Origin of the sequence: Luteibacter sp. W1I16, from assembly GCF_050434905.1 — a bacterium.
Lineage (GTDB): Bacteria > Pseudomonadota > Gammaproteobacteria > Xanthomonadales > Rhodanobacteraceae > Luteibacter.
Map to the genome: position 1 here is coordinate 2737336 of NZ_JBNDJJ010000001.1, position 26710 is coordinate 2764045.

17 protein-coding genes are annotated in these 26710 nt (G+C 64.9%); 10 read left to right on the plus strand and 7 right to left on the minus strand.

Annotated elements, in window-relative coordinates; translation table 11 throughout:
• The first annotated feature begins 12 nt into the window (after positions 1-12).
• The 3 genes from QFZ41_RS12065 to cyoE are packed head-to-tail and all read left to right on the plus strand — an operon-like array spanning position 13 to position 2641.
• Positions 13-579 carry a hypothetical protein gene (locus QFZ41_RS12065; RefSeq protein WP_429198996.1) on the plus strand — a complete coding sequence of 189 codons (567 nt, stop codon included), beginning with the start codon at positions 13-15 and terminating at the stop codon, positions 577-579.
• A complete protein-coding gene (locus QFZ41_RS12070) occupies positions 579-1727 on the plus strand; it encodes a COX15/CtaA family protein (RefSeq protein WP_429198997.1) in 1149 nt (382 codons plus the stop codon). The genes QFZ41_RS12065 and QFZ41_RS12070 overlap by 1 nt, the downstream gene beginning before the upstream one ends.
• Positions 1724-2641, plus strand: coding sequence for a heme o synthase (cyoE, locus tag QFZ41_RS12075; protein ID WP_429198998.1), 918 nt, complete (start codon positions 1724-1726; stop codon positions 2639-2641). The genes QFZ41_RS12070 and cyoE overlap by 4 nt, the downstream gene beginning before the upstream one ends.
• Before the next feature lie 193 nt (positions 2642-2834).
• Here the strand turns inward: cyoE and QFZ41_RS12080 are convergent, their stop codons facing one another.
• Together QFZ41_RS12080 and hemH are read right to left on the minus strand one after the other, a co-directional pair.
• Positions 2835-3671 carry an alpha/beta fold hydrolase gene (locus QFZ41_RS12080; RefSeq protein WP_429198999.1) on the minus strand — a complete coding sequence of 279 codons (837 nt, stop codon included), beginning with the start codon at positions 3669-3671 and terminating at the stop codon, positions 2835-2837.
• Positions 3664-4785, minus strand: coding sequence for a ferrochelatase (hemH, locus tag QFZ41_RS12085; RefSeq protein WP_429199000.1), 1122 nt, complete (start codon positions 4783-4785; stop codon positions 3664-3666). Before hemH ends, QFZ41_RS12080 begins: the two co-directional genes overlap by 8 nt.
• A gap of 109 nt (positions 4786-4894) precedes the next feature.
• Here hemH and QFZ41_RS12090 point away from each other — a divergent pair, with 109 nt between their 5' ends.
• The 5 genes from QFZ41_RS12090 to QFZ41_RS12110 all read left to right on the plus strand — a co-directional run bounded on the left by QFZ41_RS12090 (position 4895) and on the right by QFZ41_RS12110 (position 7708).
• On the plus strand, positions 4895-5584 hold the full coding sequence (locus QFZ41_RS12090) for a lipid-binding SYLF domain-containing protein (protein ID WP_371022459.1): 690 nt from the start codon (positions 4895-4897) through the stop codon (positions 5582-5584).
• Positions 5585-5656: 72 nt separating this feature from the next.
• On the plus strand, positions 5657-5902 hold the full coding sequence (gene tatA / locus QFZ41_RS12095; RefSeq protein WP_306849219.1) for a twin-arginine translocase TatA/TatE family subunit: 246 nt from the start codon (positions 5657-5659) through the stop codon (positions 5900-5902).
• Between the two features lie 13 nt (positions 5903-5915).
• Positions 5916-6329, plus strand: coding sequence for a Sec-independent protein translocase protein TatB (tatB, locus tag QFZ41_RS12100; protein WP_429199001.1), 414 nt, complete (start codon positions 5916-5918; stop codon positions 6327-6329).
• Positions 6316-7074 (plus strand): twin-arginine translocase subunit TatC, encoded by a 759-nt coding sequence (gene tatC, locus QFZ41_RS12105; protein ID WP_371022462.1) that lies wholly within the window; start codon positions 6316-6318, stop codon positions 7072-7074. Before tatB ends, tatC begins: the two co-directional genes overlap by 14 nt.
• Before the next feature lie 4 nt (positions 7075-7078).
• Positions 7079-7708, plus strand: a complete 630-nt coding sequence (locus QFZ41_RS12110) for a hypothetical protein (protein WP_429199002.1) — start codon at positions 7079-7081, stop codon at positions 7706-7708.
• A 3-nt stretch (positions 7709-7711) separates the two neighbouring features.
• On the opposite strand, the gene QFZ41_RS12115 is transcribed toward QFZ41_RS12110, so the two are convergent.
• From QFZ41_RS12115 to QFZ41_RS12135, 5 genes are all read right to left on the minus strand, one after another.
• Positions 7712-8164 (minus strand): hypothetical protein, encoded by a 453-nt coding sequence (locus tag QFZ41_RS12115; RefSeq protein ID WP_429199003.1) that lies wholly within the window; start codon positions 8162-8164, stop codon positions 7712-7714.
• 115 nt (positions 8165-8279) lie between these two features.
• A complete protein-coding gene (locus QFZ41_RS12120) occupies positions 8280-17240 on the minus strand; it encodes a neuraminidase-like domain-containing protein (RefSeq protein WP_429199004.1) in 8961 nt (2986 codons plus the stop codon).
• 104 nt (positions 17241-17344) lie between these two features.
• Entirely contained in the window at positions 17345-17602 is a 258-nt protein-coding gene (locus tag QFZ41_RS12125; RefSeq protein WP_429199005.1) for a hypothetical protein, read from the minus strand.
• 112 nt (positions 17603-17714) lie between these two features.
• On the minus strand, positions 17715-19070 hold the full coding sequence (locus QFZ41_RS12130) for a S41 family peptidase (protein WP_429199006.1): 1356 nt from the start codon (positions 19068-19070) through the stop codon (positions 17715-17717).
• Between the two features lie 14 nt (positions 19071-19084).
• Complete coding sequence (locus QFZ41_RS12135) at positions 19085-20257, minus strand: murein hydrolase activator EnvC family protein (RefSeq protein WP_429199007.1); 1173 nt, start codon at positions 20255-20257, stop codon at positions 19085-19087.
• A 265-nt stretch (positions 20258-20522) separates the two neighbouring features.
• Between QFZ41_RS12135 and gltB the strand changes: the two genes are divergently transcribed.
• Together gltB and QFZ41_RS12145 are read left to right on the plus strand one after the other, a co-directional pair.
• A complete protein-coding gene (gene gltB / locus QFZ41_RS12140) occupies positions 20523-24974 on the plus strand; it encodes a glutamate synthase large subunit (RefSeq protein WP_429199008.1) in 4452 nt (1483 codons plus the stop codon).
• Positions 24971-26470: an FAD-dependent oxidoreductase gene (locus QFZ41_RS12145; RefSeq protein ID WP_429199009.1), complete on the plus strand. Its 1500-nt coding sequence runs from the start codon at positions 24971-24973 to the stop codon at positions 26468-26470. The genes gltB and QFZ41_RS12145 overlap by 4 nt, the downstream gene beginning before the upstream one ends.
• Positions 26471-26710 lie beyond the last annotated feature (240 nt).

Consider the following 26710-nt stretch of genomic DNA (forward strand, 5'->3'; position numbering starts at 1 on the left):
GCCCGAGAGCTCATGACCGATCCGACCGTCCGAACCACGACACCCCGCAGCGGCCGCCTCAAGCTGGTCCTGATCATGCTTGTCTTCCTTGCCCCCATCGTCGCCGCCGGGTTGCTCACCCTTTCCGGCTGGCAGCCCCAGGGCAAGGGCAACGGCCAGCCGATCGTGCCGCAGCGCAGCCTTGCCGGCGTGCGCGTGGACGTCGACGGCCAGCCCTGGGCGTGGCGCGATGTCGAACCGCGCCTCACCCTGGTGGCGCTGCCGGGCCCGGGTTGCGCGGAACGCTGCGTGCATACCCTCGGCCTCATGCGCAACGCGCGGATCGTGCTCAATCGCAATGCGGACCGGTTACGTCTGCTCTACGTGGGCGGTGCGCCCACGGTGACCGGGGCGGACACGGTGATGGCCGCCTACAAGACCGGCAGCGATCCATCGGACGCCTTCGGCGAGTTCCGCCCCACCGAACCGGACAGCGTGGCCGCCGTGCTGGTCGAATCCAATGCGACCGCGCTGTCGTATTACCCGGCGGGCTTCGATCCGAACGGGCTGCGCAAGGACCTGCAGAAGGTGATCCGCTGATGTCGCCGCGTTCCGTGAAGATCCTGAGGACGCTCGCCTTGCTGGCGGCGTTGTTCGCTTTTGGCGTGGTGATGTTCGGCGCCTTCGTGCGCCTCTCTAACGCGGGCTTGTCGTGCCCCGATTGGCCGACCTGCTACGGCAAGGCCACGTGGCCGGGCCATGCGCAGGACATCGCGCAGGCGAACGAAGCGTTTCCCGACCGTCCCTACGAGACGCACAAGGCCTGGCGTGAGCAGGTGCATCGCTTCCTTGCCGGCAGCCTGGGCGTAATGGTGCTGGCGATCGCGCTGATCGCCGCGTGGCGCCGTCGCTTCGCCGTGCTGTCGGTCGTCCTTGCCGCGATCTTCGCCGCCGTGGGCGTGGTCATGTACATGCGCGGCGAGCACGTGGTCTCGTCGTGCCTGTCGGCGCTGGCGATCGCCTTGCCCTTGATCGCCGCGGCGACGCTCGATCGTCCCGGCGCGTGGAAGGCCGGCGTGGCGGCGTTGGCCGTCATCATCTTCCAGGCCATGCTCGGCATGTGGACGGTGACCCTGCTGTTGAAACCCATCGTGGTGATGGGCCACCTGCTCGGCGGCCTGGCGACGTTCGGCTTGCTGGCCTGGGTGGCGCTGCGCTGGTGGCGCGTGGGCACGGCGGACGATCGCTTCGCCGCCCTGCGTGCGCCGGTGGCGGTCGGCATCGTGGTGCTCGTATGCCAGATCGCCCTGGGCGGCTGGACCAGTTCGAACTACGCCGCGCTCGCGTGCGGTACCGACTTCCCCAAGTGCCTCGGACAATGGTGGCCAGAGACGGATTTTCCACAGGCCTTCGTGCTCTGGCGTGGCATCGGCGTCAACTATGAAGGAGGCGTGCTCGACATGGCGGCACGCAGCGCGATCCAGATCGCCCATCGCATCGGCGCCCTGGTGACCTTCTGCTACCTCGGCTGGTTGTCCCACCGCTTGGCACGCGCCGGATTGCGCAAGGCCGGCATCGCCGTCGCCGTGGTGCTGTTGGCCCAGGTGTTGCTCGGCATCGGCAACGTGCACCTCGGGCTGCCGCTGCCGGTGGCCACGGCGCACAATGGTGTCGCCGCGCTGTTGTTGTTCACCCTGCTGGTGGCGCTCGCCAGCACGCAGCGCCTGCCCGCGCCGGAGTCCCCTTGAACATCCTCGGTCAATACCTCGAACTGACCAAGCCGCGCGTCGTCGCGTTGCTGGTCTTCTGCGCCATCATCGGCATGTTCCTCGCCGTGGACGCGAACGGGCAACGCATGTTGCCCGGCTGGCATGCCGTGGTGTTCGGCACGTTGGGCATCTGGCTGGCTTCCGCGTCGGCGGCGGCGTTCAACCACCTGATCGACCAGCGCATCGACAAGCTGATGACGCGCACGTCGCACCGTCCGCTCGCGACGGGCCAGCTCACGCCGATGCAGGTCTTCGTGTTCGCGATGAGCCTGGGCATCGTCTCGATGCTGATCCTCGTGTTCCTGGTGAACATGCTGACGGCGGTGCTCACCTTCTTCTCGCTGATCGGCTATGCGGTGATCTACACCGCCTACCTGAAGCGTGCGACGCCGCAGAACATCGTCATCGGCGGCATCGCCGGCGCGGCACCGCCGATGCTCGGCTGGACCGCCGTCACCGGTTCGCTGCATCCGTACGCCCTGCAGTTGCTGCTGATCATTTTCGTCTGGACGCCGCCGCACTTCTGGGCGCTGGCGATCTTCCGCGTCGAGGACTATTCGCGCGCGCAGGTACCGATGCTGCCGGTGACCCACGGCGTCACCTACACGCGCTGGCATATCCTGTTCTATACGATCCTGCTTTTCGTGGTGACCCTGCTGCCGTTCTTCACCGGCATGAGCGGGTTGATCTACCTGTTCGGCGCGGTGGTGCTCGGTGCCGGGTTCCTCTGGTACGCGGTGCGCATGCTGAACCCGCCGGACGATCTCTTCGCCATGAAGATGTTCAACTATTCCATCGTCTACCTGATGGTGTTGTTCGCCTTCCTGCTGGCCGACCACTGGCTGGTCGACCCGGTCATCCAGACCGGCTTCCGCTTCGAACCGGTCGCCTGATCGCGAAAGGCGTGGGTGGGAGCCGACCCTGTCGGCGATGGGTGCTCGCTTTAACCTGGCCCGCTGCCGCGGGATCGCCGACAGGGTCGGCTCCCACCAGGATCAGGCAGGCACCCTATCGCCGCTCCCACCAGGATCAGGCAGGCACCCTATCGCCGCTGAAGCGGCTCCCACACGGTTGCTAAAGGCTGTACTAGAGCGCTGTGTGCAGCCAGTTAGCCACGGCGGCGGGGTGTTCGAGGTGCAGATGGTGGCCGCCGTCCATGTGGGTCACCTTGATGTCCGCCACGCAGTCGATGCGCACCTGCATCGCCTCGGGTTCGAGGTAGGGGGCGTGAGGGCGGGCGAGCAACAGTGACGTCGGCGCGGCGAGGCCCAGGAGCAAGGCCATGATCTGCGTCTCCGCCAGGCGGATCGGCGTGGGCCGGGACAGGCGGGGATCACTGCGCCAGCTGTAGCCGCCTTCGACTTCCTGAAGTCCGCGCTCCACGATGTGCCGTGCGAGAGAGGCGTCGAGCCCGCTCGCCAGCGCGCGGGCGCGCGCGGCGTCGTCGATGGACGAGAACACGCGCAGCGGACGGCTGCCTTCAGCCTTTACAGCCATCGCTTCGCGAAAGCGGTCGAGCGTGCGCGAACCGTCGTCGCCCAAAGGGCCGAGGCCTTCGATAAGGGCGAGCCCGCGTATGCGTTCCGGTGCCGCGATAGCCACCATGGTCGCCACCCCGGCTCCGAGCGAATGCCCTAGCAGGTGGAAGCGGGGCAGGGCGAGGGCGTCGACGGCGCCGAGCACCGCTCGGGCGTAGTCGACATGCTGGTAAATCATGCTGTCCGGGAAATGCCGCGAACCTCCGTGGCCGGGCAGGTCGAGCGCGATCACGTGGAATCGCTCCGCCAGGTACGGTGCGAGCAAGGCGAAGCTGGCCGCGTTATCGAGCCAGCCGTGCAGCATCACCAGTGGCGGCGCATCCGGCTCGCCCCAGCTCAGGGCCGCCAGCTCCAGGCCGGATGTGGAAACCTTCAGTTCACGCATCGCCATCGACCCGGCGTGCTCGTTCACGCGCGGCGGCGAGCTGGGCGGTGACGGCCGCGCCGTCGTAGCCCGGCGAGAATTCGGGCCAACCCTGGCCGTGCCGGAGTGCGAGACTGGCAAGGGCTTGCACGTGCGCTGGCGTCGCATTGAGGCAGGGGATGTAGCTCAGTGTGTCGCCGCCGGCCTCACGGAAGAATTCGGCGTTCTGCATGGCGATTTCCTCCAGTGTCTCCAGGCAATCCACCGCGAAACCGGGACTTATCACATCGATCCGTTTGATGCCGCGCGCGCCGAACGCCCTGACCGTCTGATCGGTATAGGGATGCAGCCAACGCTCACGCCCGACCCGCGACTGGAAGCTGATCGGTGCCTCGTCGTCGGACAGCCCCAGCGCCTCACGCAGCAGGCGAGCCGTGGCGTGGCACTGGCAGAAGTATGGATCGCCGGCGCGCAGGTATCGCTCCGGAATGCCATGGAAGCTCATCAGCAGCTTCTCGCCACGGCCATTGGCGGCCCAGTGCGCGCGGACGCTGTCGGCGAGCGCGGCGACGTATTCGGGTTCGGCGTGGTAGTCGTTGATCTGGCGAAGCTCCGGCGGCCAGCGCAGACCCTTCACGGTATCGGCGACGGCGTCGAACACGCTGCCCGTGGAAGTCGCGGAATACTGGGGATACAACGGCAGCACCAACAGCCGGCGTACGCCCTCGCGCTGCAAGGCGGCGATGGTGCCGGCGACATCGGGCTTGCCGTAGCGCATCGCCAGTGCCACGCGGACCGGGCCGGGGGTCAGTGCGGACAACTCGGCCTGAAGCGCGGCGGCAAGGGCCTCGCTGCCCACGCGCAAGGGCGAACCTTTCGCCGTCCAGATGCGCGCATACGCATGTGCCGAGCGCTTTGGCCGCACGCGCAGGATCACCCCGTGCAGGATCGCCAGCCACAGCAGGCGCGGGTATTCGATCACGCGTGGATCGCCGAGGAATTGAGCGAGATAAGGCCGGACCGCCGCCGCCGTGGGCGCCTCAGGTGTACCGAGATTAACCAGCAGCACCGCCGCCTGGGGCCGGGTGTCGTGGGAATGACCGGCAAGGCCGGTATAGTTTGGCGTACCTGGCATCGGCGTCCGGCGCTCGCGGGGATCGCCGCAGTCTGCCATACGGCGGCGCGGCGGGGCTTGCTCGCGTTGCCGCAGCCGATGCCTTCCCGCGCCAGAAAGGAGCCACCCGATGTCCCCACGCCTGTCCCGTCTGCTCGCCCTCGGACTTCTCACCCTGCTCCCGTCCATGGCGGCGCAGGCGGCGGACCCGCCGCGTACCCAGGCCCGGGAAGCGGTGCGGGTGCTTTCGGAAATGATCGACGATGCTCCCGACAAGTCCCTCCCGGCCGACCTGCTGAAGAACGCGCGCGCCATCGCCGTGATCCCGGGCATGGTCAAGGGCGGTTTCGTGTTCTCCGGCGCCAAGGGCGAGGGCCTGATCTCGATCAAGACCCGGGACGGCACCTGGTCGAACCCGAATTTCATCTCCACCGCCGCCGCCGGCGTGGGCTTCCAGGCAGGCATCCAGTCCACCGACGTGATCCTCGTCTTCCGCACCGACCGCGGCGTGGACAGCATCATCGACGGCAAATTCACGATGGGCGCCAACGCGTCCGCCGCGGCCGGCCCGGTGGGCCGCTCGGCCACGGCGGCCACCGATGGCCAGATGAAGGCCGAGATCTACACGTATTCCCGCGCCAAGGGGCTCTTCGCCGGCATCGCGCTGGACGGCGCCCGGATCAGCATCGACGACGACTCCAACGAGGAAATCTACGGCCCCGGGATCACCGCCCGGCGCATTTTTGAAGGCGGTGTGACGAATGTTCCAAGCGAGGTGGTGGAATTCAGGGATAAACTGGAGGAGTACACTAACCGTTGATCGTCCACCGGCGCCTTCCCCTTGGCGCCGGCCCGTCCCACCGGCGCCGATGAGGGCGCCCTCGAGGTTTCCATGAGCATTACCCATATCGTCCTCCTGCTGCTCGTCGTCGTGCTGATCTTCGGTACGAAGAAGCTTCGCAACATCGGCTCGGACCTGGGCGGCGCCATGCGCGACTTCAAGAAGGGCCTGGACGGCGACGAAGAGGCCAAGGCGGCCCGCGAGCGCGAGGAAAAGCTGCGCGCCGATCCGCCGTCGTCGACCCAGGTGCCGCCGGTCCACAGCGAGACGAGCGAGCCGCGCGACCGCGGTCAGTGATCCTGGCGCCGCCATGATCGACATCAGTCTAGGCAAGCTGCTGCTCCTCGCGGTGGTCGCCCTCATCGTCCTCGGCCCTGAGCGCCTGCCCCATGCCGCCCGCACCGCCGGCGCACTGTTGCGCCGCATGCGCAATGGCTGGGACAGCGTGCGTGCCGAGGTCGAGCGGGAGATCCAGGCCGAGGAGATCAAGCGAACCTTGCGCGAGACCGCCGACAACGCCCGGGCCGCCCACGACAGCGTGCGCCAGGACATCCACGCCGCCGGCGCCGAGATCCGCGGCACCAGCGAGCGCGTGCGCGACACCTTCACCGAGAGCCAGACGGCGCGTGCCGCGGCCAGCGAGCCGGATCCCGCCGTCGACATGCTTCCGCTGAAACGAGACGAGCCGGCGCCGTCCGGGAACGAGCCGCATGACCGCACGTGAGCCCGATCCGTCGCCCGACGACGTGGTCGAAGAGGGCCTGTTCTCCCACCTGATGGAACTGCGCACGCGGTTGCTGAAGGCGATCGTCGTGCTGCTGCTGGTTTTGCTGGCCCTGGTGCCCGTGGCGAACCATCTTTATGCGGAGCTGGCCAAGCCGCTGGTCGAGCGCATGCCGCAGGGCGCGCACCTGATCGCCACGGAAGTCGCCAGCCCGTTCGTCACGCCGCTGAAGCTGGCCTTCTTCGTGGCGCTGTTCATCAGCATGCCGATGATCCTCTACCAGCTGTGGTCCTTCGTCAGCCCGGGCCTGTACCGGCACGAGAAGCGCTTGGCCCGGCCGTTGCTGGTCGCTTCGCTGGTGCTGTTCTACTCGGGCTGTGCTTTCGCGTATTTCGTGGTGCTTCCGGCGGCCTTCAAGTTCCTCAACGCCGTCACGCCCGAAGGCGTGGCGATGATGACCGACATCACGCATTACCTCGATTTCGTGATGCTGATGTTCTTCGCCTTCGGTCTCTGCTTCGAAGTACCCGTGGCGGTGGTGATCCTCGCCGCGATCGGCGTCGTCGACGCCGAGAAGCTCAGCAAGGGCCGCGGTTACGCCATCGTGGGCGCGTTCGCCATCGCGGCGTTCATCACCCCGCCCGACCTGCTGTCGATGGTGATGCTCGCCGTTCCCATGTGCCTGCTCTACGAACTGGGCTTGTTGGCGGTGCGCTTCCTCCTCAAGCCGCCCGTCCAGGACTGACGCCATGGGCGCCTCGATCGGCTGGCTGGCGGTCAAGGGCAAGGGCGGTGACGAAGTGCGCGCGGCGCTCGACCTCGTGCCCAACGGCCATACGGCGGCCCAGCCACGACGCGGGTTCTCCATCGCGCTGCCAAACGGCTGGTTCGTCGTGGTCACCCGTTTCGCCGCGCCGCTGATCGCCGAGGACGACATGCGCCGGTTGTCGCGCGGTTGCGTGCTGGTCACCTGCGAATACGATGACGACGTCATGGTGAGTTCCGCCACGTGTTACGTCAATGGCATCCGCAACTGGCGCGCCGAGCACGACGGCCAGCAGGACGACACCCGCGACCTCTCGACCAGTGGCAGCCTTCCGGCGGCGTTCGACGCCATCCATGCGCGCATCGAATCACTACAGGATGCCGCCGACGCGGAAGGTGACGACGTCGATCACTACTATTCCCTGCCGATCGAACTCGCGCAGAGTGTCACCACCTTCCACGCCGACCTGCCCGCGTCGGCCTATGGCGCGACGGCGTGCGAAGGCTGGGTCGTGGCCGAGGCCACGGCCACCGCGCCCGCCGACCCCGATCTTCCGCGCAAGGTGCGCAAGGCGGTGGAGAAGGCTACGCGGCCGTGGTGGAAGTTCTGGTGATGGTTATCGCGAGTGTCCTTCGCGGAGAAACGCGAAGACCCTGGCATCCATTTCAGCCTGCGGCGTATGCGTGAAGTATGCGGCATCGGTGCGTGGCCCATCGCGGCTGTCATCACCGGACCATTCCAGCACCGCCCATGACAGCGGCAGGTCGGCCATCAATAAGTGATCCCATGCATACGCCAGGTGTCGTCGGGGATGCGTTCCTGCACTGGCTTGCGACAAGGCCGACTCTTCATCCTCATTCAACGTGCCGCTTGCCTGGCGGTTCTTGAATCCGGCATAGGCATTCGCATCCGCCCGCGCGGTCGTCTCCGAGACGAAGTACGCGCGATCCCTCCGCGGCGGAAAGGCGATGGGGCCGCCGCATTTGCGGCCGATGCCGGAACACTCCACCACGATCCATCTGACCTGTGGCTTGAACAAGGCATGATCGAATTCGAGTGCGGCGAACATATGACCTCCTTGTGCCGACTGTCGCGTCCCATGTTATTTCCTTGACTCGCCTTCGAGAGAGGCAGATTTCAATCTGAAGTCATCTTCCTTTCTGCTCATGACGTGGTTCCTCTTGTCAGGCGAGTGTCGAATTCCATTCCGCTACGACAAGGGCGTAGCCGCCACCATCGACCTCGTTAATCTTCAGGGACAGCTTGTCCTTGATGACAACGGGTGTGGCCGACGCCGACCGAATCGCGGTGAGCCTGGTTTCCACATCGATTGGCGCGTTGCTGTCCTGCGTCCAACGCACTCTGACCCACTCCCAGGCGCTGAAGGCCGCCACATCCACGAATGCGTCGCGGGCAACGCTGAACGAACCATCGCTGCTCCCGCTGTCCAGCAGGGGGTTGAAATAACCAAACGCGAGGAAAGAAGGCCTGTCGCCGATATTGATGCTGAGCGTTCCATACAATTCATCGATGAATTGCACGAGCCGACGCGATAGATCCAACCTCATGCCGGTATCACCTTCGATAGCCGGTGGTGCCGGCACGTTCCAGGCAGGACGCGGCGTTGTGAAAAGACGAAGAGCCTTGGCGACGACGAGTGGCGTCTGAGTCATGACGAAGCGGTCCTCGAATCGGCGGCCGGCAGCGTTTCCTTGCTGTACTTCCGAGCCCTGAACCATCACGACAGGTGATTCGCGATCGAAGTAGGTGGTGTTGGCCACGACAGGCACGGGTCGAGAGAATACAACGGCCACCCCACTCGGGGCGTAAAACATGATGTCATTCAAGGCGACGTCGGCGAGGGAACGCGCTTTGGCCAGATCACCACCCGATTGCTTGTCGACGTCCTCCCAGGTGCGATAGAACCGCTCGATGAGCTTTCGCGCTTCGTCGAGTCTCGGCGTGGGGGCCGCCGATAATCCCGGGCCGGCAGGTGCCACCGTCGGGGCTGGAGCGGGCGCTGGCGTGGGGGTCGGTGCCGGTACCGGTGCTGCTGTCACGGGTGGAGGGGGCGCCGGCGTGCTTTCCGCGGACTCCCGTCCGGTATTCGCGGAGGGCCTCGAAGCGAGTAAGTTGTCCACCTTTTCCTTGAACTCGGTTCCACCCCAGGCCGAGGAATAGTCGAGGTGGATCTCCACATCCTCGATTTCATCGCGAATGAGCTTGGAATCGTTCTTATCGCCAGGAAAGACAAGTGTCCACGATGAAATCGCTCCCGTGCCTTCGAAGGGGCCGTATCGTCCGTCGGCATGCTCGGCGCGTAGCATGATGGTTTCCATCGGATCGGCGCGCGGACGTGGCGAGGCATGTGAGAGCACCACCTGCTGATCGCCGCGCAGGTCGCGCACGATGGCTTCCATGTCGCCCTTGTCCGGGTCGTAGAGGTGCTCCGCGCCCTCCGGGGCCGGGCGATACAATAACGTGTTGGACGACTGCGTGAGCACGGCGCGTATTTCCGCGTTGGCATGCAATCCCGTGGCGTCGGCCTTCGGTACCAGGACGATGGCGACACGTCGTATCTGCCGCAAATAGTGGCCAGGAAAATCGGCGTCGAACAGCTTCGTGTCGAGGGAGAAGTGCAGCTTACCCGTGTTCAACTGGGCTTCCATGGCATCACCGAGCAAGCTTCGCAGCGATATCGTCCTGTGTATCTGCAGGCGACGCACGTGGCGATGCAGGTAAGCCCCTTGCAGCGCATGCAGGTCATTCTGCAGGGCTTCACCAGCGAACATGCCGCGCCTCGCACCTTCCCATGCGTCCAGGCGCACGTGCCGGCTATCGAAGTCACCGGTTTCATAGTGATAGCTGGCCTGGGCATCCAGGCACAGGGCCAGCACGGACTGGTAGCAGGACGCGAACAGTTCGCCGAGGCGACCCAGCATCCAGGTGTAGGTAGAGGCGATGGCGAAGCCGGTCGTCTGTACCTCGAACTCGCTACGCAGGTGATCCCGCCGCTTGATCGCCTCATTCAGCTCGATGGCCGACGCCTCCGCACGCGATATCTGTTCGTCGAGCTGGGAGGTGAGAATGGCGAGGTCGTGTTGAGCTTGTGACTTGTCGTGTGCCCATTCCTCGTTGCGCCTGTCATAGCTCGCTTCCATACGCAAGTCTTCCGCCAGTAGACGGTTGCCTTCGGAGGTAACCTCGAGGGCCTTGTCGATCGCTTCGGCGGGGCCCCAGACATCCTGGCCGCCCACGGAAAAGCCGAAGATCTTCGGAATGCTCTTCAATCCGCCCCCAACCGCGATCGGCACGTAGCGTGCGTACTGCATCAATACGCCAGCGGTGGCCAGTACCGATCCGGCGATCTCCAGGCCGCTGCGTGGGTATGCGAGTTGCCCGGTAAAATACTGGATACGGTCCTTGATGGCTTCCTGGGTCAACCGCAGCGAATTACGCTCACGCCTCGCTGTTTCCACGGCCTTTCGCCTCAGCGAAATGTCGAAGTCGGCCAATGCCAGGAGATTCCTCTGCCGTTCGACGTCCAGCGCGTTATCCGCTTCATGTTCGTAGATGCGGAACAGGTAACGACCGAGCTCGGTCAGGCGCTCCACCGCCGCCAGGGCCATGACCATCACTTCGCGAAAGCGATACACGGGCATGGCGCCGAGGGATAGCATGCGCAATCCACTCGTCGACCCACGACGGCCGCCACTCCATCCGCTCCCCTCGTCCTCGTCGCCGTAGCCAAGGTAGGGTATGCGCACGCCGTCGATCGTCCGCCCATGGCGAAGGTTATCCATGCGCGCCTGCAACAACGAGCGACGATCGCGTAGCGCGCGGTTGACGGGCTTGACGAACGACGCTTTGCGGGAACCCAGCATGGTGGGCGTCCATGGCCGGCTCTCGGCGGGTTCCGGTAGCGTCCCGATAAGCTGCAGCGCCTTCTGGTAACAGAGATTGGCCTCGCGGAGGCTGTCGATCGTCATCCGGCGGAACTGTTCATCACCTTCCATGCGCCATACGTCGACCAGGAACGCATGGATGGCCTTGCGAAAATGGATGGCATTCTCGTAGCCGGCCAGTTCCGGTGCTTCGCCGGTGTTCCTCGCGCCGTCCAGGGGGTAAACCAATGGCAGGCAATTCCAGAACGGTACAGGCGCCGTCGTTTCGGTGGTGCGTCCGCGATAGGGGTCGAACAGATAGCGGCTGCACCAGCGCCAGGCCTCCCCATAATGGGCCTTCTCGCACAGGCTCCAGGCCACCAGCCAGGGCACATGGAAGAAAAGCTCCCAGAAATGCAGGCCATTGGCGCCGCGAAAATCGACGAACCCGCCGCTGGCTCCGGCGCGCAGGGCGGGCTCGGGCAGCGTCTGGGCATCGATCGATAGCGCGGCGTCCACGGATCTCTCCGCCCGCGCGACCAGCTGTTTGCCGAACAAGGTGTTCAGGCGGATCGGCGGCAGGCCGGACTCATCAAGGTCCAGGTATTGCGCTTGTGCCCGGTTCCGGCGGAGACGCGCCGTCGGCACGCGGTCGTCCGGCAGCTGCGTGTTCGCTTCGGTGATGTTCGTGAGCGTATAGGGCGCAGTGATGCGTATCCATTCGTGATACTCGACGTCAGCGCCCGAAAGCGGATCGGCCGCGGTCTTCAGGACCAGGCGGAACGTGTAGTCGGTCTCGTCGGCGTCGACGGGAATACGTGCGACGATACGTTTGATGCCCCGCGTGTAGGCATTCATTGTCTCGGTCTTGATCACCACATCCGCGTCACTGCCCGCGACATACCTTGCCAATCTTGCGAGAAAATCCCGGTAGCGGGTGTTCTCACGGGCTGCGAAAAGGACGAGCGCGTTACGCAGGTCGGCGGATAACTTGGCCCGTGTTTCTTCCGGAAGCGTCGCGCCAAGTGTATCGGCCACGCATCGAACGAGGGCGCTTCGCAGGGATGGCCGGCTCGTCGCCTGCATGGCCTGAAGAAATGGCAGGGATCCGGACAACGAGCTACCGTCGGAGACGCCGTATTCCAGGCCCTCCTTGCGGAGTGCCTCGTAATAATCCCGCGCGGGGATGTGCCACGTGTCGGCCAACACCGGCAGCCATGCCGTCAGGGCGGCGCGATCGGTCCCGGATGTCGCGAGCGCGTGGAGTGCTTGAAGCGCCTGCGGCCCTTCGCCATCGCTGGACTTCAGGTCGGCCAGAAGGGTTGCGTCGGTTGTAGCCAATCCGGATGGTTTTGCGTTCGCGGCCCGGATGAGTCCGGCGCTTACTGGGATGGCTGTCGGGCGGTCCTGATCAGTTTCTACTGGCTTCCCTTGTAGGACAAAGGGAATAGCGCGACTTGAGGATTCCAATGACTCATAGAAGAACCCGCTTGGGTGCCAACTCATGAGATAAGTTTTAATTTCTTTCAATGAGTCTTTGCTTCTCAACAAATCGACGAGATTCGCATCTATTGAAAGGGACTTGGTGCTGACGTCAAGTCCTGGGACCATGTGTTCGAGTAGAAGAATCGCAGCTTCGTTTGCATCGCGGAACGTTTTCCCGGCAATATCCTTAAGATGCGTCAGTATGGCCAGATTATTCGACGTAATTTCGATGCCGCTGAAAATGACCTTGCTGCGGGTCCACGAGTCTGCGCTTACGAGGGCCTGTAGTTTAAAAGCGACAATAGTCCCTCCGTCTTTGTTTACTTTGTCGTTATGATCCTTGGATAACAAATGAACATCGATAGTATGGTCGATGATTACACTGTCGATGCCATCGACGGACTCGATTTCCCGCTGAGTCCCCGTACTGGACCGCCATTCACTGTCGAAGCTTCCGGTGATCTGGATTTCGCTACCGTCGCGCGTCAACTCGGCACGTACGTCGACCTTCTCCGGCGTGATCATCACGAATTTCTTGCGAAGTTCAGCGAGCCTCGCATCGTCGATCTTCACCGCCGGTTTTTCGGCTGAAGCCTTCAGTCCATGCTTCGCACCGATATAGGGATGCTGCACCACGCGCGGATCGCGGTACAGGTTGAACCAGTTGCGTACGAGCCGCTTCTCCAGGGTATCGCCCTTGCTGGTGCCGTCCAGGCGCTTCTCGTCGATCAGCAGCAAATCCCTGACGGCGAGGAAGTAGTCCTTGTCCGCAACCCACGCCAGGGTTTCATCGGCCTTGAGTTGACTGTCGAACAGCATCGTCACCAGGTAAGGCTCGGTTTCACGCTGGCCCTTGCGGTTTTCCATGACGATAAGGCCGGGCATGTAGCTGCGTTTGAACAGGTTGCCGGGTTCCTCGCCGGTGGCTGGCTTGGGTCGCATGCCGTCGGTGCCGCGGCCATCCAGGCTGAGCAGGGTGTTCGAGGCGCTCCAGTTGCCGTTGGTATCGAGGTAGCTGTAGCACACCCGCATGGCGTAGTAGTCGCTGGCTGCGGTCTCGGTATCGAAGACGATGGCCGAGGTATCGCGTTCGACCCAGACGAGATACTTGCGGCCGTCGATGGTCAAGGGGCGAATGGTTTCGATGTCTTCCCGCGAATCGTCTTCGTCGTCGCGGGCCACCGCCAGCGAGACCCTGGTGGCGCTGACCTTTTCCTCTGCTTTCAGTGCGGCGGCCTCGGCTTCCACGGCTGCCTTTTGCGCGGCCTCCGGATCGATGGCCGCCTTGACGGCTTCGCGTAGTTCCGCAGCCTTCGTTCGTGCGCCTTCCGCCGCTGAGATGTCGGCGACCAGCGTCGTAGCCAGGATCTTGGAGGATTTGGGCGGCTTGGGAATCTTCGTTCGTGTCAACTCGCCATTGATCGGCAGGTCGATCTTTTTCCAGCCACTCCAGGCGAGCATGCCAGTGTGACCGTCCGCCGCTTCGACATTCATCAGGGCGGATTGCCAGAAATATTCGTAAGGTTCGATATTGCTTCGGCCGACCAGGTGAAGCTCATCCCGGACAGGATCGATGCCGTCGTGATACGCGGAGATCACCTGGATATTGCTCGTTCGTTCGAAATCCGCGAGATACCGGAGCAGGGTCGTGTCGATATCGGCGGGCCGGGCCTGTCCCTGGGACAGTTGCGTCTCCAGGTCGAGGAAGGCGCCGGTCTTGCGTTGGCGACGCGCGGGATGGATGTGGTTTTCAGGATATTCCCGCCGCTCCCTGTATTGCCGCCAATCGACATAACGGGAACGGTACGCACCCCATTGGCGTCGTTCTTCCTTGATGTTCGCGTACGGGCTCAGGTGCCGTTCCAGCCCGCTGAGCAAGCGATGGATATAGAGTTGAAGGCTGTCCACCGCGGCGGCAAGGCGCGTGGTCTCGGGTTCGGCACCGACCTCCAGGTCGGTGAGGAGCCAAGCCGAAAGTTCGTTTCGATCGGCGAATTTCCGTCCGTCGATATCCGTCGAGTGGACAAGGAGCCAGGAGATCATGGCGTCGCGCCATGCTTCATTATGGGTTCCCACGATGAGCTCGCGTTCGACTGGCTGGCTGGTGGCGAGCAGCAATTGCGCGGCTGTCTCGATGTCCGCCCGGCTGCTTTGAAGGTCCAGTCGGCCGAGGGCAAGCAGGGCCTCGACGGATATCGTCGTCCGGTCAGCCAGTGCTTGCAGGCGCAACAACCAGGCGATATGGCTGGCGGTGGTCAGGGAACCGCCGTGCGGTGTTGGCGACACCTGCGCGACGACGGAGGCCACGACGGTCTGATCCACGCCTAGCACGCCCGCGAGGCGCATTGCAGGATCATCGCCCTGCGTGTCGCCGCCGGCGGTACCCAGGTAGGAGAGCAGGTCTTCCCTTGCCTTCTCCGGCTCGATGCCCGAACGCGCTGCCACGTCACGTACCGTCTTGTTCCACTCGACGAGGCGATGGATGACGATCAGGCCCGGGTTCCGGATGTCTTCATCGTCCAGATCGAACCACTCGCGATGAGAGCGCATGGCGTCGAGGGCGGATGCATCGATACCCAACCGGGAAACCCATTGCGATCGCTGGCGCAACGCAACCAGCCAGGGGGCGGTTGCGTTGTCGGATGAACCATCGCCATCGATCAGGGCAAGGAGCGTTGTCGGCGTGGCACCGCACCAGCTACCCAGGCCCGCCCGCATGTCGAGGTCGGCTATCTCAGGGAGCAGTGCGGCGAGAACTTGCTCCGCGAGGGAACGCTGACCGCCGAGCAGTTCGTGGAGGCGTTGACCGACACGGTGTCTCGTTCGCTCCAGTTTAGCGGCCGTCGTTACGAGGCTATCGGCCGCCGTGTCTTTCACGGCGTCGAGCGCGCTCGCGATCTGCGCATCCAACGCGGCGTGATCCAGGTCGAAAATACTGTCCCTGAAGATGCCGTTGTCCTCGATCAGCGGCGACAGAGCCCGGGTCGGAGCACGTTCGGCGTCGACAGCGAAGGGCATTTCCAGAAAGGCGTCGCGCAGGCGGCCGTCGGTGACGGTTTGCGTTCGCGTGGATAGGTTCTGGATGAGACGGGCGAGATCGCCCTGAGCAAGCGTACTTGCGCCGAGCAGGTTCACTATCGACGTGGCGTCCAGGCGATGCCGATGCAGCCAGTCCGATAGATTCATGAGCGTGGCGATCGCATCGACGATGTCCGGTTCGTCCGTGGATGAATCGTCGGATGCGGACGTCACGTCGACCATGCTCAGAGCTGGCACGCCGGCGAACTGCTCGAAGAGATCGGGGTGCGTCTTTTCATAAAGGCGCAACAAGGCAAGCCCATCCTTCTCGTCATGCCCCAGCCAGCGGGGTAATACGGCCAGCCGATGACACGCGGAGATCACTGCCAGGTTGCGGGAAGGCGCGGTGAGTTCCTGTGCCTTGACGGTCCATTCGAGCAGCACGGACAACGTGTCCGTGCCGATTCCCAGGCCTGCGCTGAGCCGTTGCACTGTCGCGTCGCCACCATCTATCGCGAACGCCGCGTCGTCCATGGCAAGCGGCGCACCGACGCCGGCGAGATCGCTGCTGCCGGCCCCGGCGTGGAAGAGGGTGTCGTAGTACGGGGTGTCGCGCCCGGTCGCGTAGGGAGATATCTCATCGATAACGGCCGCATACGCGTGGATACTGACCTGCCGGCTGTCGCGTAGATGACGATACAGGCCGAGGGCGCGTAACGCGTGGATATCGACCTCGAAGTTCCCGGTGCGCCCCTGAGCGGTGAAAATGGACTGAAGCAGGCGATCGAGGGCCGCGAACGATAGGCCCATACCTGCATGAAGGCGAAGCATGGCATCGATGCGCTGGAGATGGCCGGCGTCCAGATTGTCGATGCGTGTGGTCTTGCTCGTCGCATCGCCGGCGACCAGCCGCAGCGCGGGAGATTGGCCGCCGTTGACGAAATACGCGCCGAAAACGCCGCTATCGGCGGAACCGCCGGGGTTGCCCGCTTTACTGACGACCACGGAGGTGTAGGTGCCGCTATCGTCTTTCGGAGCCACGCCGTTGACGGCCAGCAATTGCCGCAGGCGTTTGCGGTTCAGGCCGGTAGCCTGCAGGAAGGCAGCCGAATCAGCCATCTTCCCGACCGTGCTGTCGGTGGGTGATCCCAGGTGCGGCCAGAGCGCGCCCTCGTCGACCGCCGGGGCCGTTTGCAATGCTTGCAGCTGAGCAGGTGCCAGGCCCGTGCAGAGTGTCAGCGCGTTACGCATCGACGTAGAGACGATCGCGCGATGGGAGAAATTGGGATAGTCCTCGTCTGTCTGGCGCAGCAGTTGCCAGGGGTGCTGGCGTTTGCTTCGCAGCACCTGGATGACCAGGGCCCAGGCACGATCGAAGGGCACGTTGACCGGTGAGGTCGCGGCGGCCAGTACGGCCGCGGCCTTCTCGCCGCCGGGATGCGTGGACTCCACCATGGCCTCGAGGCATTCGATGACGAGGTTCAATCGTGGAATCCGCCGGTTCAAGGCAGGTTCGTCGAGGACCAATCCGGGAATATCTGAGCGTCGATACGCCAGAGGCTTGACTGGCGGTTTCCCGACCCCCGCTTCCAGCCTGCGTACGATACCGATCAATGATTCCGCATACGCGAACGGACCGAAGCTGCTCTCAAGTGCTTCATCCGGGCAGCGGTCGGTTCCCTGGTCACCGAACAGGCTGGGATAGTCGGCCGTGAAGGTGTTCGCCGGTGACGGCGTATTTTCCAATGAGGGAGACATGGCGAATCCTTTCGCGCGGAAACCGGATGACTTTCTTGCGGATCATTCCCTGGGATTCGGGCAGGCGTCGCCAGGCATCGAACCGACGCCTGCCCCCGGCCGGATCAGGGGTCCATGTTGTCGACGATGTACTCGGCGGCGTCGTCGATCGTAATAAATCTATTCAGGTCGCTCGGGAAAGTTATGGCGAACTTGGCCTCAAGCGTTTTCGCCACATCGTCGACCAGGCGGCCCTTGTCCTCGATCAGCGGGGCGAGTTTGGTCGACGCGGTCAACTCGACGCACGCCTGCGCTTCCGTGCCCTGCTTGGCCTTTGCTTCGTAAAGAATGACTTGCAGGATCTCTTCCTTGCTCTTACTCATGGCGTGTTCCTCCTTGAATGATGGAAACGGGACGTGCCGGTTTCCTCGCACAGCGTCCCGCTTCGTATCGGCCTCCGCAATACTTCATCGGTTGTAGGCGTCCGGCGGGCGTCTACCTGCCGGATGCCTGCCGATTCAGCGCCATGCCCTTGAGCACGTTCAGCGCCTGCGACAGCGCGTAATCCTCGAGGGCCAGCTTGCCGTCGTCGTCCGTCGTGCTCTTGTCATCGGCCGCGGCCTTCTCGTTGACGAGATGATTCGGCAGGTCGGCCTCCGAGCCGATCAGTTGCGGCGCGGTGTCCGCCTTGTTGACCGCGAGGTCGGCCAGGGCGATGTCGGGCTTGATGCCCTCTGCCTGGATCGACGTGCCATTGGGCGTGTAGTAGCGCGCGGTGGTGATCTTCACCGCATGGTCCTGGTCTAGCGGCAGCACGGTCTGCACCACGCCCTTGCCGAACGTGCGCCGGCCCATGATCAGGGCACGATGGTTGTCCTTGAGCGCACCCGAGACGATCTCGGCTGCGGAAGCGGTGCCGTTGTCGGTGAGGATCACCATGGGCGCGCCCTTGAGCAGGTCGCCCGGATGCGCATCGAAATGCAGGTTGGCGTCCGGGAGGCGTCCCTTGGTGGTGACGATGGTGCCGGAATCCAGGAAGGCATCCGCCACACCGACGGCGGTGGTCAACAGGCCGCCGGGATTCGAGCGCAGGTCGAGCACCGCGCCCCTGGGCGCGCCGCTCTTCTTGATGAAGTCGGACAGCTTCTTGTCGAGGTCGGTGGCCGTGTCCTCCTGGAACTGGCTCAGGCGGATATACACGTAACCCGGATCGAGCTGGCGCACCTTCACGCTGGTGACGTTGATGCGCTCGCGCACCAGCGGCAGGTCGATGGGTTTGTCCGACTTCTCGTGGAGGATGGTGAGGGTGATCTTGCTGCCGGGATCGCCGCGCAGCTTCTTGAACGCCTCGTCGATGTTCTGGCTGTCGACCACCATGCCGTCGACCTTGAGGATGGTGTCACCGGGCTTGATCCCCGCGCGGGAGGCCGGCGTGTCGTCGATCGGCGAGACGATCTTCAGCATGCCGTCCACCTGCAAGACCTCGATACCGAGGCCGCCGTACTGGCCGGTGGTGTCCTCGTCCAGTTCGTCGAGGCCTTCCTTGTCGAGGTATTCGCTGTGCGGATCGAGGTTCTGCAGCATGCCGCTGATGGCGGCGTTCATGATGGTCTTGTTGTCGAGCTTCTCGACGTAGGCCTGCTGGACGATGTGGTACACCCGCGTGAAATTGCGCACATCGTCCAGGCTGACCGCATCGTCGGCCTTCTCGACCACGGCCGCGGCGCTGGTCGAGGATGCGGCGGGCGCATCTGGTTGCTTGATGGGTTTCTGTTGCGCCTGGACGGCGGGAATCGCCACGACGGCGCCGAGTGCCAGCGCGAGGGCGAGGCGAAGGGGGTGCTGACGCATGCCTTTCTCCGGGGTCAATGCCGTTTGCCGAGCCAGCCGCGCGCATCGATGGGCTTGCCACCCTGGCGCAGCTCGAAATAAGCGCCGTTGTCACCGGCGGGCGCCGCGGCGGTACCGACGGCTTCGCCGGCCTCCACCGTGTCGCCGACGCCGTGCAGCAGCGTTTCGTTGTTGCCGTACATGCTCATGAACCCGTTGCCGTGGTTCACGATGATCATCATGCCGTAGCCGCGCAGGAAGCTGGCGAACACCACGCGGCCGCGCGCGACGGCCTTCACCTCGCTGCCGCGGGGAGCGACGATGATCACGCCATTGCCGTAGGCATGCACCGGACCGTTGGCCGGCCAGGGCAGGTTGCCGCGCAGGTTGCCCATGGGGGCGCTGGCCGGCGCGCCTTTCGGCACGGGCGCGGGTTCGGCGGCCTTGGCGGCCTCGTCGATCACCTTTTGCAGCCGGCTGACGAGGGCGTTCATGTCCTGCTCGTTCTGTTTCAGGGCGGCCATGCGCTGGGCCTGGTCCTTGTACTTCGAATCCGCTTCGGCCACGAGCTTCTGCTGTTCGGTCCGCTGCTTTTCCAGTTCACCGGCGCGCTTCTCGCGTTCGGCCCGTGCGGCCTCCAGCTTCTGCTGCTCGGCCGTGATGGCGGCTTCGACCTCCTGCAGGCGGGAAAGATCCGCGAGCAGCCCACGGATGCGTTCCACGCGGTTTTCCTGGAAGTAACGCGAATAGGCCAGCGCGCGGGAAATCCGGTTCACGTCCTCGTCGCCCAGGAGCAATTGGAGGTCGGAAGCCCGGCCGAGGGTGTAGGTGGCACGAAGCAGGTCGCCCAAGGCGCCCTTTTGCTTGTCCAGGCCGGACTGGATGTCCGACTTCTGCTGGTTCAACTGTTGGAGATCCTGCCGGCGCTGCTCGAGTTCGGCCTCGGTGGCACGTACCGCCCTGGCCGCCGCCGAGACCTGCTCGGCTTGCTTCGCCAGCGCGGCGTTGGCGCTGTCGCGGGCATTCGCCGTTTCCCGCTGCTCGCGGGTCAGCGCGTCGATGTCCTTGCGTACCCCTTCGAGCTTTTGCCGGGCCTCCTCCTGCTGGGCCCGTGCCTTGGCGTCCTGCTCGGCATGGGCCGGCGGGAGGGGGGCGAACGTGACGAGGGCGAAGACGAGGGCGAGAGGCAGGCGGGGGACTGGGCGCATCGGACGATTATTACCTATCCCGGGGCGGCTGGCTGGTATGGCTCGGCCCCGGCGCCGGGAGCCGTTTCCGGGAACTGGTCTCATGCCCGCTCCGTAAGATTTCCGTTCTTATTCCGTTTGGACGTCCGAATGCTTTGACGCAGCGCGGCAATTGTGACTAAAGTGGGGACGCATGTCCTTAGCGCGCACGTGAAGGTCGGCCGTTCCAGGCCGTGGGGTCCGATGCGCGCCATACCCAGCACAACCAACAGCCACGAGGAGGCGGATGGTGAAGCAAGGCATTCCGCGCCTCTATGACGAGGCGTTCGAACACGACAGCTGCGGCTTCGGCATCGTTGCGCAGATAGACGGCCACGCGAGCGCCGCCCTGGTCGATACCGCGTTTTCCGCCCTGGCAAAGCTTTCCCACCGTGGTGGCGTGAACGCCGACGGTATCAGCGGTGACGGTTGCGGCGTGCTTATCCGCCGGCCGGTGGAGTGGCTGCGCGCGCTGGCGGGCGAGGCGGGCGTTTCGCTCGCCACGCATTTCGCCAGCGGTGTCGTCTTCCTCGATCCCGATGGGGATGATTCGGCGGCACGGGTACTCGAGGCGGAACTGGCCGAGGTGAATCTGCGCGTGGCCGGTTGGCGCGACGTCGCCGTCGATGTCGCCGCATGCGGCCCCCTCGCCGCTTCATCGATGCCGCGCGTGCGCCAGGTGTTCGTCGACGCGCCGGGCGATCTCGCTCCCGCGGCGTTCGAGGCGGCCTTGTTCCGTGCGCGCCGCCGTGCCGAGTTGAAACTCGCCGACGACAAGCAGTTCTACGTGGTGTCGCTCTCGGGCGAGGTGGTCGCCTATAAGGCGATGGCCGCGCCCGGTCACCTGCGTGATGTCTACCCGGACCTCAAGCACCCGGCCCTGGTCGCCGACGCGGTGGTCTTTCACCAGCGTTTCTCCACCAACACCTCGCCGCAATGGCGCCTCGCCCAGCCGTTCCGGTTCCTGGCGCACAACGGCGAGATCAACACGATCCGGGCCAACCGCCGCTGGATGCAGGCGCGCACGTCGGTGATGCGTTCGGAGTTGGTCGACCTGTCCGATATCGGTCCCCTGGTGCGGCAGAGCGGTTCGGACTCCGAGAGCCTCGACAACGCCCTGGAAGTGCTGCTGATGGGCGGCATGGACCTGCTCACCGCGATGCGCGTGCTGGTACCGCCAGCGTATAGCGCACGCGAGGATATCGATGAGGACCTCGCGGCGTTCTACGAGTACTACGCGTTGCACAGTGAGCCGTGGGATGGTCCCGCGGGGTTGGTGATGTGCGACGGCCGCTATGCCGCCTGCACGCTCGACCGCAATGGGCTCCGCCCGGCACGTTGGGCGTTGTCGGACGACAACCACCTCATCGTCGCCTCGGAAGCGGGTCTTTGGGACGTGCCGTCGTCGCGCATCGTCGCCAAGGGCCGCCTCGCCCCGGGCGAGATGATCGCCGTGGATTTCCGCGAGCACCGCCTGTTGCGCGACGCCGATATCGACGCGATCAACCGCGCCCGCGCGCCATTTCGTGATTGGCTGCGCGATGGCGTCACCTATCTGGAATCCGACCTCATCGATCCGAGCCTCGCCGCCGAGCCGCTGCCGGCGGACGAACTGCGCCGGTACCAGAAGCTCTATGGCCTCTCGCGCGAAGAGTGCGAGTCGGTACTTAAGGTGCTGGCGGAAACCGAGGCCGAAGCCACCGGCTCCATGGGTGACGACACCCCGATGGCGGTGCTCTCGCGGCAGATCCGGCCTCTTTTCGACCGCTTCCGCCAGGGCTTCGCCCAGGTCACCAATCCACCGATCGATCCGCTGCGCGAGCGGCTGGTCATGTCGCTGGTGACCCAGATCGGGCAGGAGCGGAACATCTTCGACCTCGGTCCCGAGAACGCGAAGCAGATCCTGCTGAACTCGCCGATCCTCTCGCAGCGCAAGTTGCGCCAGATTCTCGCCAATACCGACTATGCGGATACGCCGCGCTTCGACCTCATGTACGGTGACGACGAGACGCTGGAGCAGGCCCTCCTGCGCATCTGCGATGCCGCCGAGGCGGCGGTGCGCGGTGGCGTGAAAATCGTCTTCCTCAGCGACCGCTACCCGCGCCGGGACATGCTGCCGATCCACTCGTTGCTCGCCACGGGCGCGGTGCACGCGCGACTGGTGGACAAGGGCCTGCGCTGCCAGTGCAACATCATGGTCGAGACGGCCACGCCGCGCGATCCGCATCACTTCGCCTGCCTGATCGGATTCGGCGCCACGGCGATCTATCCGTGGCTGGCGTACCAGAGCCTGTTCGACATGGGCCGCAGCGGACACATCCGCAACGGGGAGGGCGCGCCGCGCGAGATCGGCCGCAACTACCGTCGCGGCATCCGCAAGGGCCTGTTGAAGATCCTGTCCAAGATGGGTATCTCGACGGTCGCCGGCTACCGCGGCGCTCAGTTGTTCGAGATCGTCGGCCTCTCCCCGGACGTGGTGTCGCTTTGTTTCCCCGGGACGCCATCGCGTATCGGTGGTTCCACCTTCGCCGATCTCGAACACGAGCAGCGCCTGCTAGCAGCGGAGGCGTGGGACGAAGCACAGGCGCTGCGTGCCGGCGGCTTGTTCAAGTACGTGCACGGTGGCGAGTTTCACATGTACAACCCCGATGTGATCGCCAGCCTGCAGGTGGCGGTGCGCACGGGTGAATGGTCGGACTACGAGAAATACGCGCACCACGTGGATGCCCGTCCGCCGTCGGCGTTGCGCGACCTGCTCGTGCCGCGCGAGGCCACGCCGGTTCCGCTCGACGAGGTCGAGCCGGTGGAGGCTATCCTCAAGCGTTTCGACTCCGCTGGCATGTCACTCGGCGCGTTGTCGCCGGAGGCGCACGAGGCGCTCGCCATCGCGATGAACCGCCTCGGCGCGCGAAGCAACTCGGGAGAAGGCGGCGAAGATCCGTCGCGCTACGGCACCGACCGCGCATCGAAGATCAAGCAGGTGGCGTCGGGCCGCTTCGGCGTGACACCGGCTTACCTCGTGAATGCGGAAGTGCTGCAGATCAAGATCGCCCAGGGCGCCAAGCCAGGCGAGGGCGGCCAGCTACCTGGCCACAAGGTGGATGCGACGATCGCACGGCTGCGCTACGCCAAACCGGGCATCGGCCTCATCTCGCCGCCGCCGCACCACGACATCTATTCCATCGAAGACCTCGCACAGCTGATCCACGACCTGAAGGAAGTGAATCCACAGGCGCTGGTGTCGGTGAAGCTGGTCTCGCATGCGGGCGTCGGTACCGTCGCCGCCGGCGTGGTGAAGGCGGGTGCGGATCTCATCACGGTGTCCGGCCACGACGGCGGGACGGGCGCCAGTCCGCTCACCTCGATCAAGTACGCGGGCACGCCGTGGGAACTGGGGCTTGCGGAAACGCAACAGACCCTGCGTCTCAACGACCTGCGCGGTCGCGTGCGCCTGCAGACCGACGGCGGCCTGAAAACCGGCCTCGATGTGATCAAGGCGGCGATGCTCGGCGCCGAGAGCTTCGGTTTCGGCACCGGCCCCATGGTGGCGCTGGGCTGCAAGTACCTGCGCATCTGTCATCTGAACAACTGCGCCACCGGCGTGGCTACCCAGCATCCGGTGCTGCGCCAGAAGCACTTCCTCGGTCTGCCCGACATGGTGATGAACTACTTCCGCTTCATCGCGGAAGACGTGCGTCGCCACCTCGCGCGCCTTGGCGTCCGTTCGCTTGCCGAACTGATCGGGCAGAGCGGTCGCCTGGAGCAGCGCGACGGTGTCACCGCCGTGCAGGAGCGCCTCGATCTTGCGCCATTGATCACCGAGGATGGCCTCGGTGAGCACGTCGATTTCGCCTGTACGCTGGCGCGCAATCCGATGCGAGATCCCGCTTCGCTGGCCAATATCATCACCGCGGATACACGTCTGGCCGTGGCCGATCGTCTCGGTGGCACGTTCCGCTATCCCATCGTCAACACGGACCGCGCGATCGGCGCTCGCCTTTCGGGCGATGTGGCTCGCCGCTGGGGCGATGCCGGCATGTCCGACAAGCCTATCAACCTGCATCTTGCGGGTGCGGCGGGGCAGAGCCTCGGCGCGTGGAATGCCGGTGGCGTGCATATCGATCTCGTGGGCGAAGCCAACGACGGCGTCGGCAAGGGCATGGCCGGTGGCCGTCTGGTCATTCGTCCGCCGGCGGATTCGCCGTTCGCCAGCCAGGACGCCTCGATCATCGGCAACACTTGCCTGTACGGCGCGACGGGTGGCGAATTGTTCGCGGCGGGTCAGGCCGGCGAGCGATTCGCCGTGCGCAACTCCGGCGCGCTGGCCGTGGTGGAAGGAGCGGGCGATCACTGCTGCGAATACATGACCGGCGGCGTGGTGGCCGTGCTCGGTCACACCGGGCTCAATTTCGGCGCGGGCATGACCGGCGGCTTCGCCTATGTGCTCGATCTCGAACGCAGCTTCGTCGACTGCTACAACCACGAACTCGTCGACATCGTGCGTATCTCGCACGAAGGCATGGAACACTACATGCAGCACCTGCGCCAACTCATCGCTCGTCATGCCGAACTCACCGGCAGCGCCTGGGGCCATCGCGTGCTCGGCGATTTCCGTGGGCTGTTGCAGCGTTTCTGGCTGGTGAAACCCAAGGCCGCGAGCCTCGATGCGCTGGCCGAAGAACTGCGGAGCGCGGCATGAGCGCGAAGGACTTCCGCTTCCTCGACATTCCCCGGCAGACGCCGCGCACGGTGCCGGTCGCGGTGCGCGTGCTCGGTTACGGCGAGATCTCCGGCGACTTCGCACCCACCGAAGCGGCCTCGCAATCGGAGCGCTGCATCGATTGCGGTAACCCGTACTGCGAACACGCCTGCCCGGTGCACAACTACATCCCGAACTGGTTGAAGCTGGTGCAGGATGGCCGTCTTTTCGAAGCGGCCACGCTCATGCACGAGACCAATCCGTTGCCGGAGATTTGCGGCCGAGTGTGTCCGCAGGATCGCCTCTGCGAAGGTGCGTGCACCCTGGAGCAGGGCGACTTCGGTGCCGTGACGATCGGCAGCGTCGAGCGCTGGGCCACCGACGAAGCCATCCGCCAAGGCTGGCGCCCCGATCTTTCCCGCGTGCGTGAGACCGGCGTACGCGTCGCCGTGATCGGTGCGGGCCCCGCGGGGCTTGCTTGCGCGGATCGCCTGCGCCTGGCTGGCATCGGCGCCGATGTGTTCGACCGTCAGCACGAGATCGGCGGCCTGCTCACCTTCGGCATTCCTCCGTTCAAGCTCGATAAGTCCGTGGTGCGGACGCGGCGCATGGTGCTCGAAGGCATGGGCGTGCGCTTCCATCTCGGCGTCGAGATCGGCCGCGATATCGAGTTCGACGAATTGCTCGCGGACTACGACGCCGTGTTCGTCGGCACCGGTGCTTATACCTTCGTGGACGGTCAACTCGACGGCCGCGACCTGCGCGGCGTGCACGATGCGCTTCCCTTCCTTATCGCCAACACGGAACGTCTGTTGCACGACGAGATGCCCGCGCCGGAATACGATCTCGCGGGCAAGCACGTCGTGGTGCTGGGTGGCGGCGATACCGGCATGGACTGCAACCGCACGGCGATCCGTCTTGGTGCGGCGTCGGTCACCTGCGTTTATCGCCGCGATGAGCCGAGCATGCCAGGATCGCGCCGCGAAGTCGGCTACAGCCGCGAGGAAGGCGTGCGCTTCCTGTTCCAGCGTCAGCCCATCGCACTGGTGGGTGAGGAAGGCAAGGTAAGCGCGGTGCGCGTGGTCGAGACCCAACTCGTCGACGATGGCGATGGACGTCCGCATCCGCGCAACGTGGAGGGCAGCGAGACCGACCTGCGCGCCGACGTGGTGATCCAGGCCTTCGGTTTCCAGCCGAGCCCGCCCGACTGGTGCGACGCCTTCGGCATCGAACGCGACCGCAGCGGCCGCATCGTCGCCGGCGGTGAAGGCCGTTTGCCCCTGCAAACGAGCAATCCGCGCGTCTTCGCCGGCGGCGACAACGTCCGCGGCGCCGACCTCGTCGTCCGCGCCGTCTACGACGGACGGGAAGCGGCCGCCTCGATCGTCCGCATGCTGGCGGCGAAGAAGACAGAAGCCAAGGCACTCCGAGGCCCGCTGGGAGACCCGGTGGGAGCCGACTTTGTCGGCGATCCCGCGGCAGCGGGCCAGTTCTAGGCCAGCACCCATCGCCGGCATAGCCGGCTCCCACAGGGGTGCTGGCCTTAGCTCTCGATCCGCCAAGGCTGAAGTCACCGAGACCCGATGGGAGGTCGCCGAGACCTGGTGGGAGGTCGCCGAGACCTGGTGGGAGCCGACTTGTCGGCGATCCCGCGGCAGCGGGCCAGGTTGAGGCAAGCACCCATCGCCGACAGGGTCGGCTCCCACCAGGGGCGGCGATTTCCGAACGGCGTCACG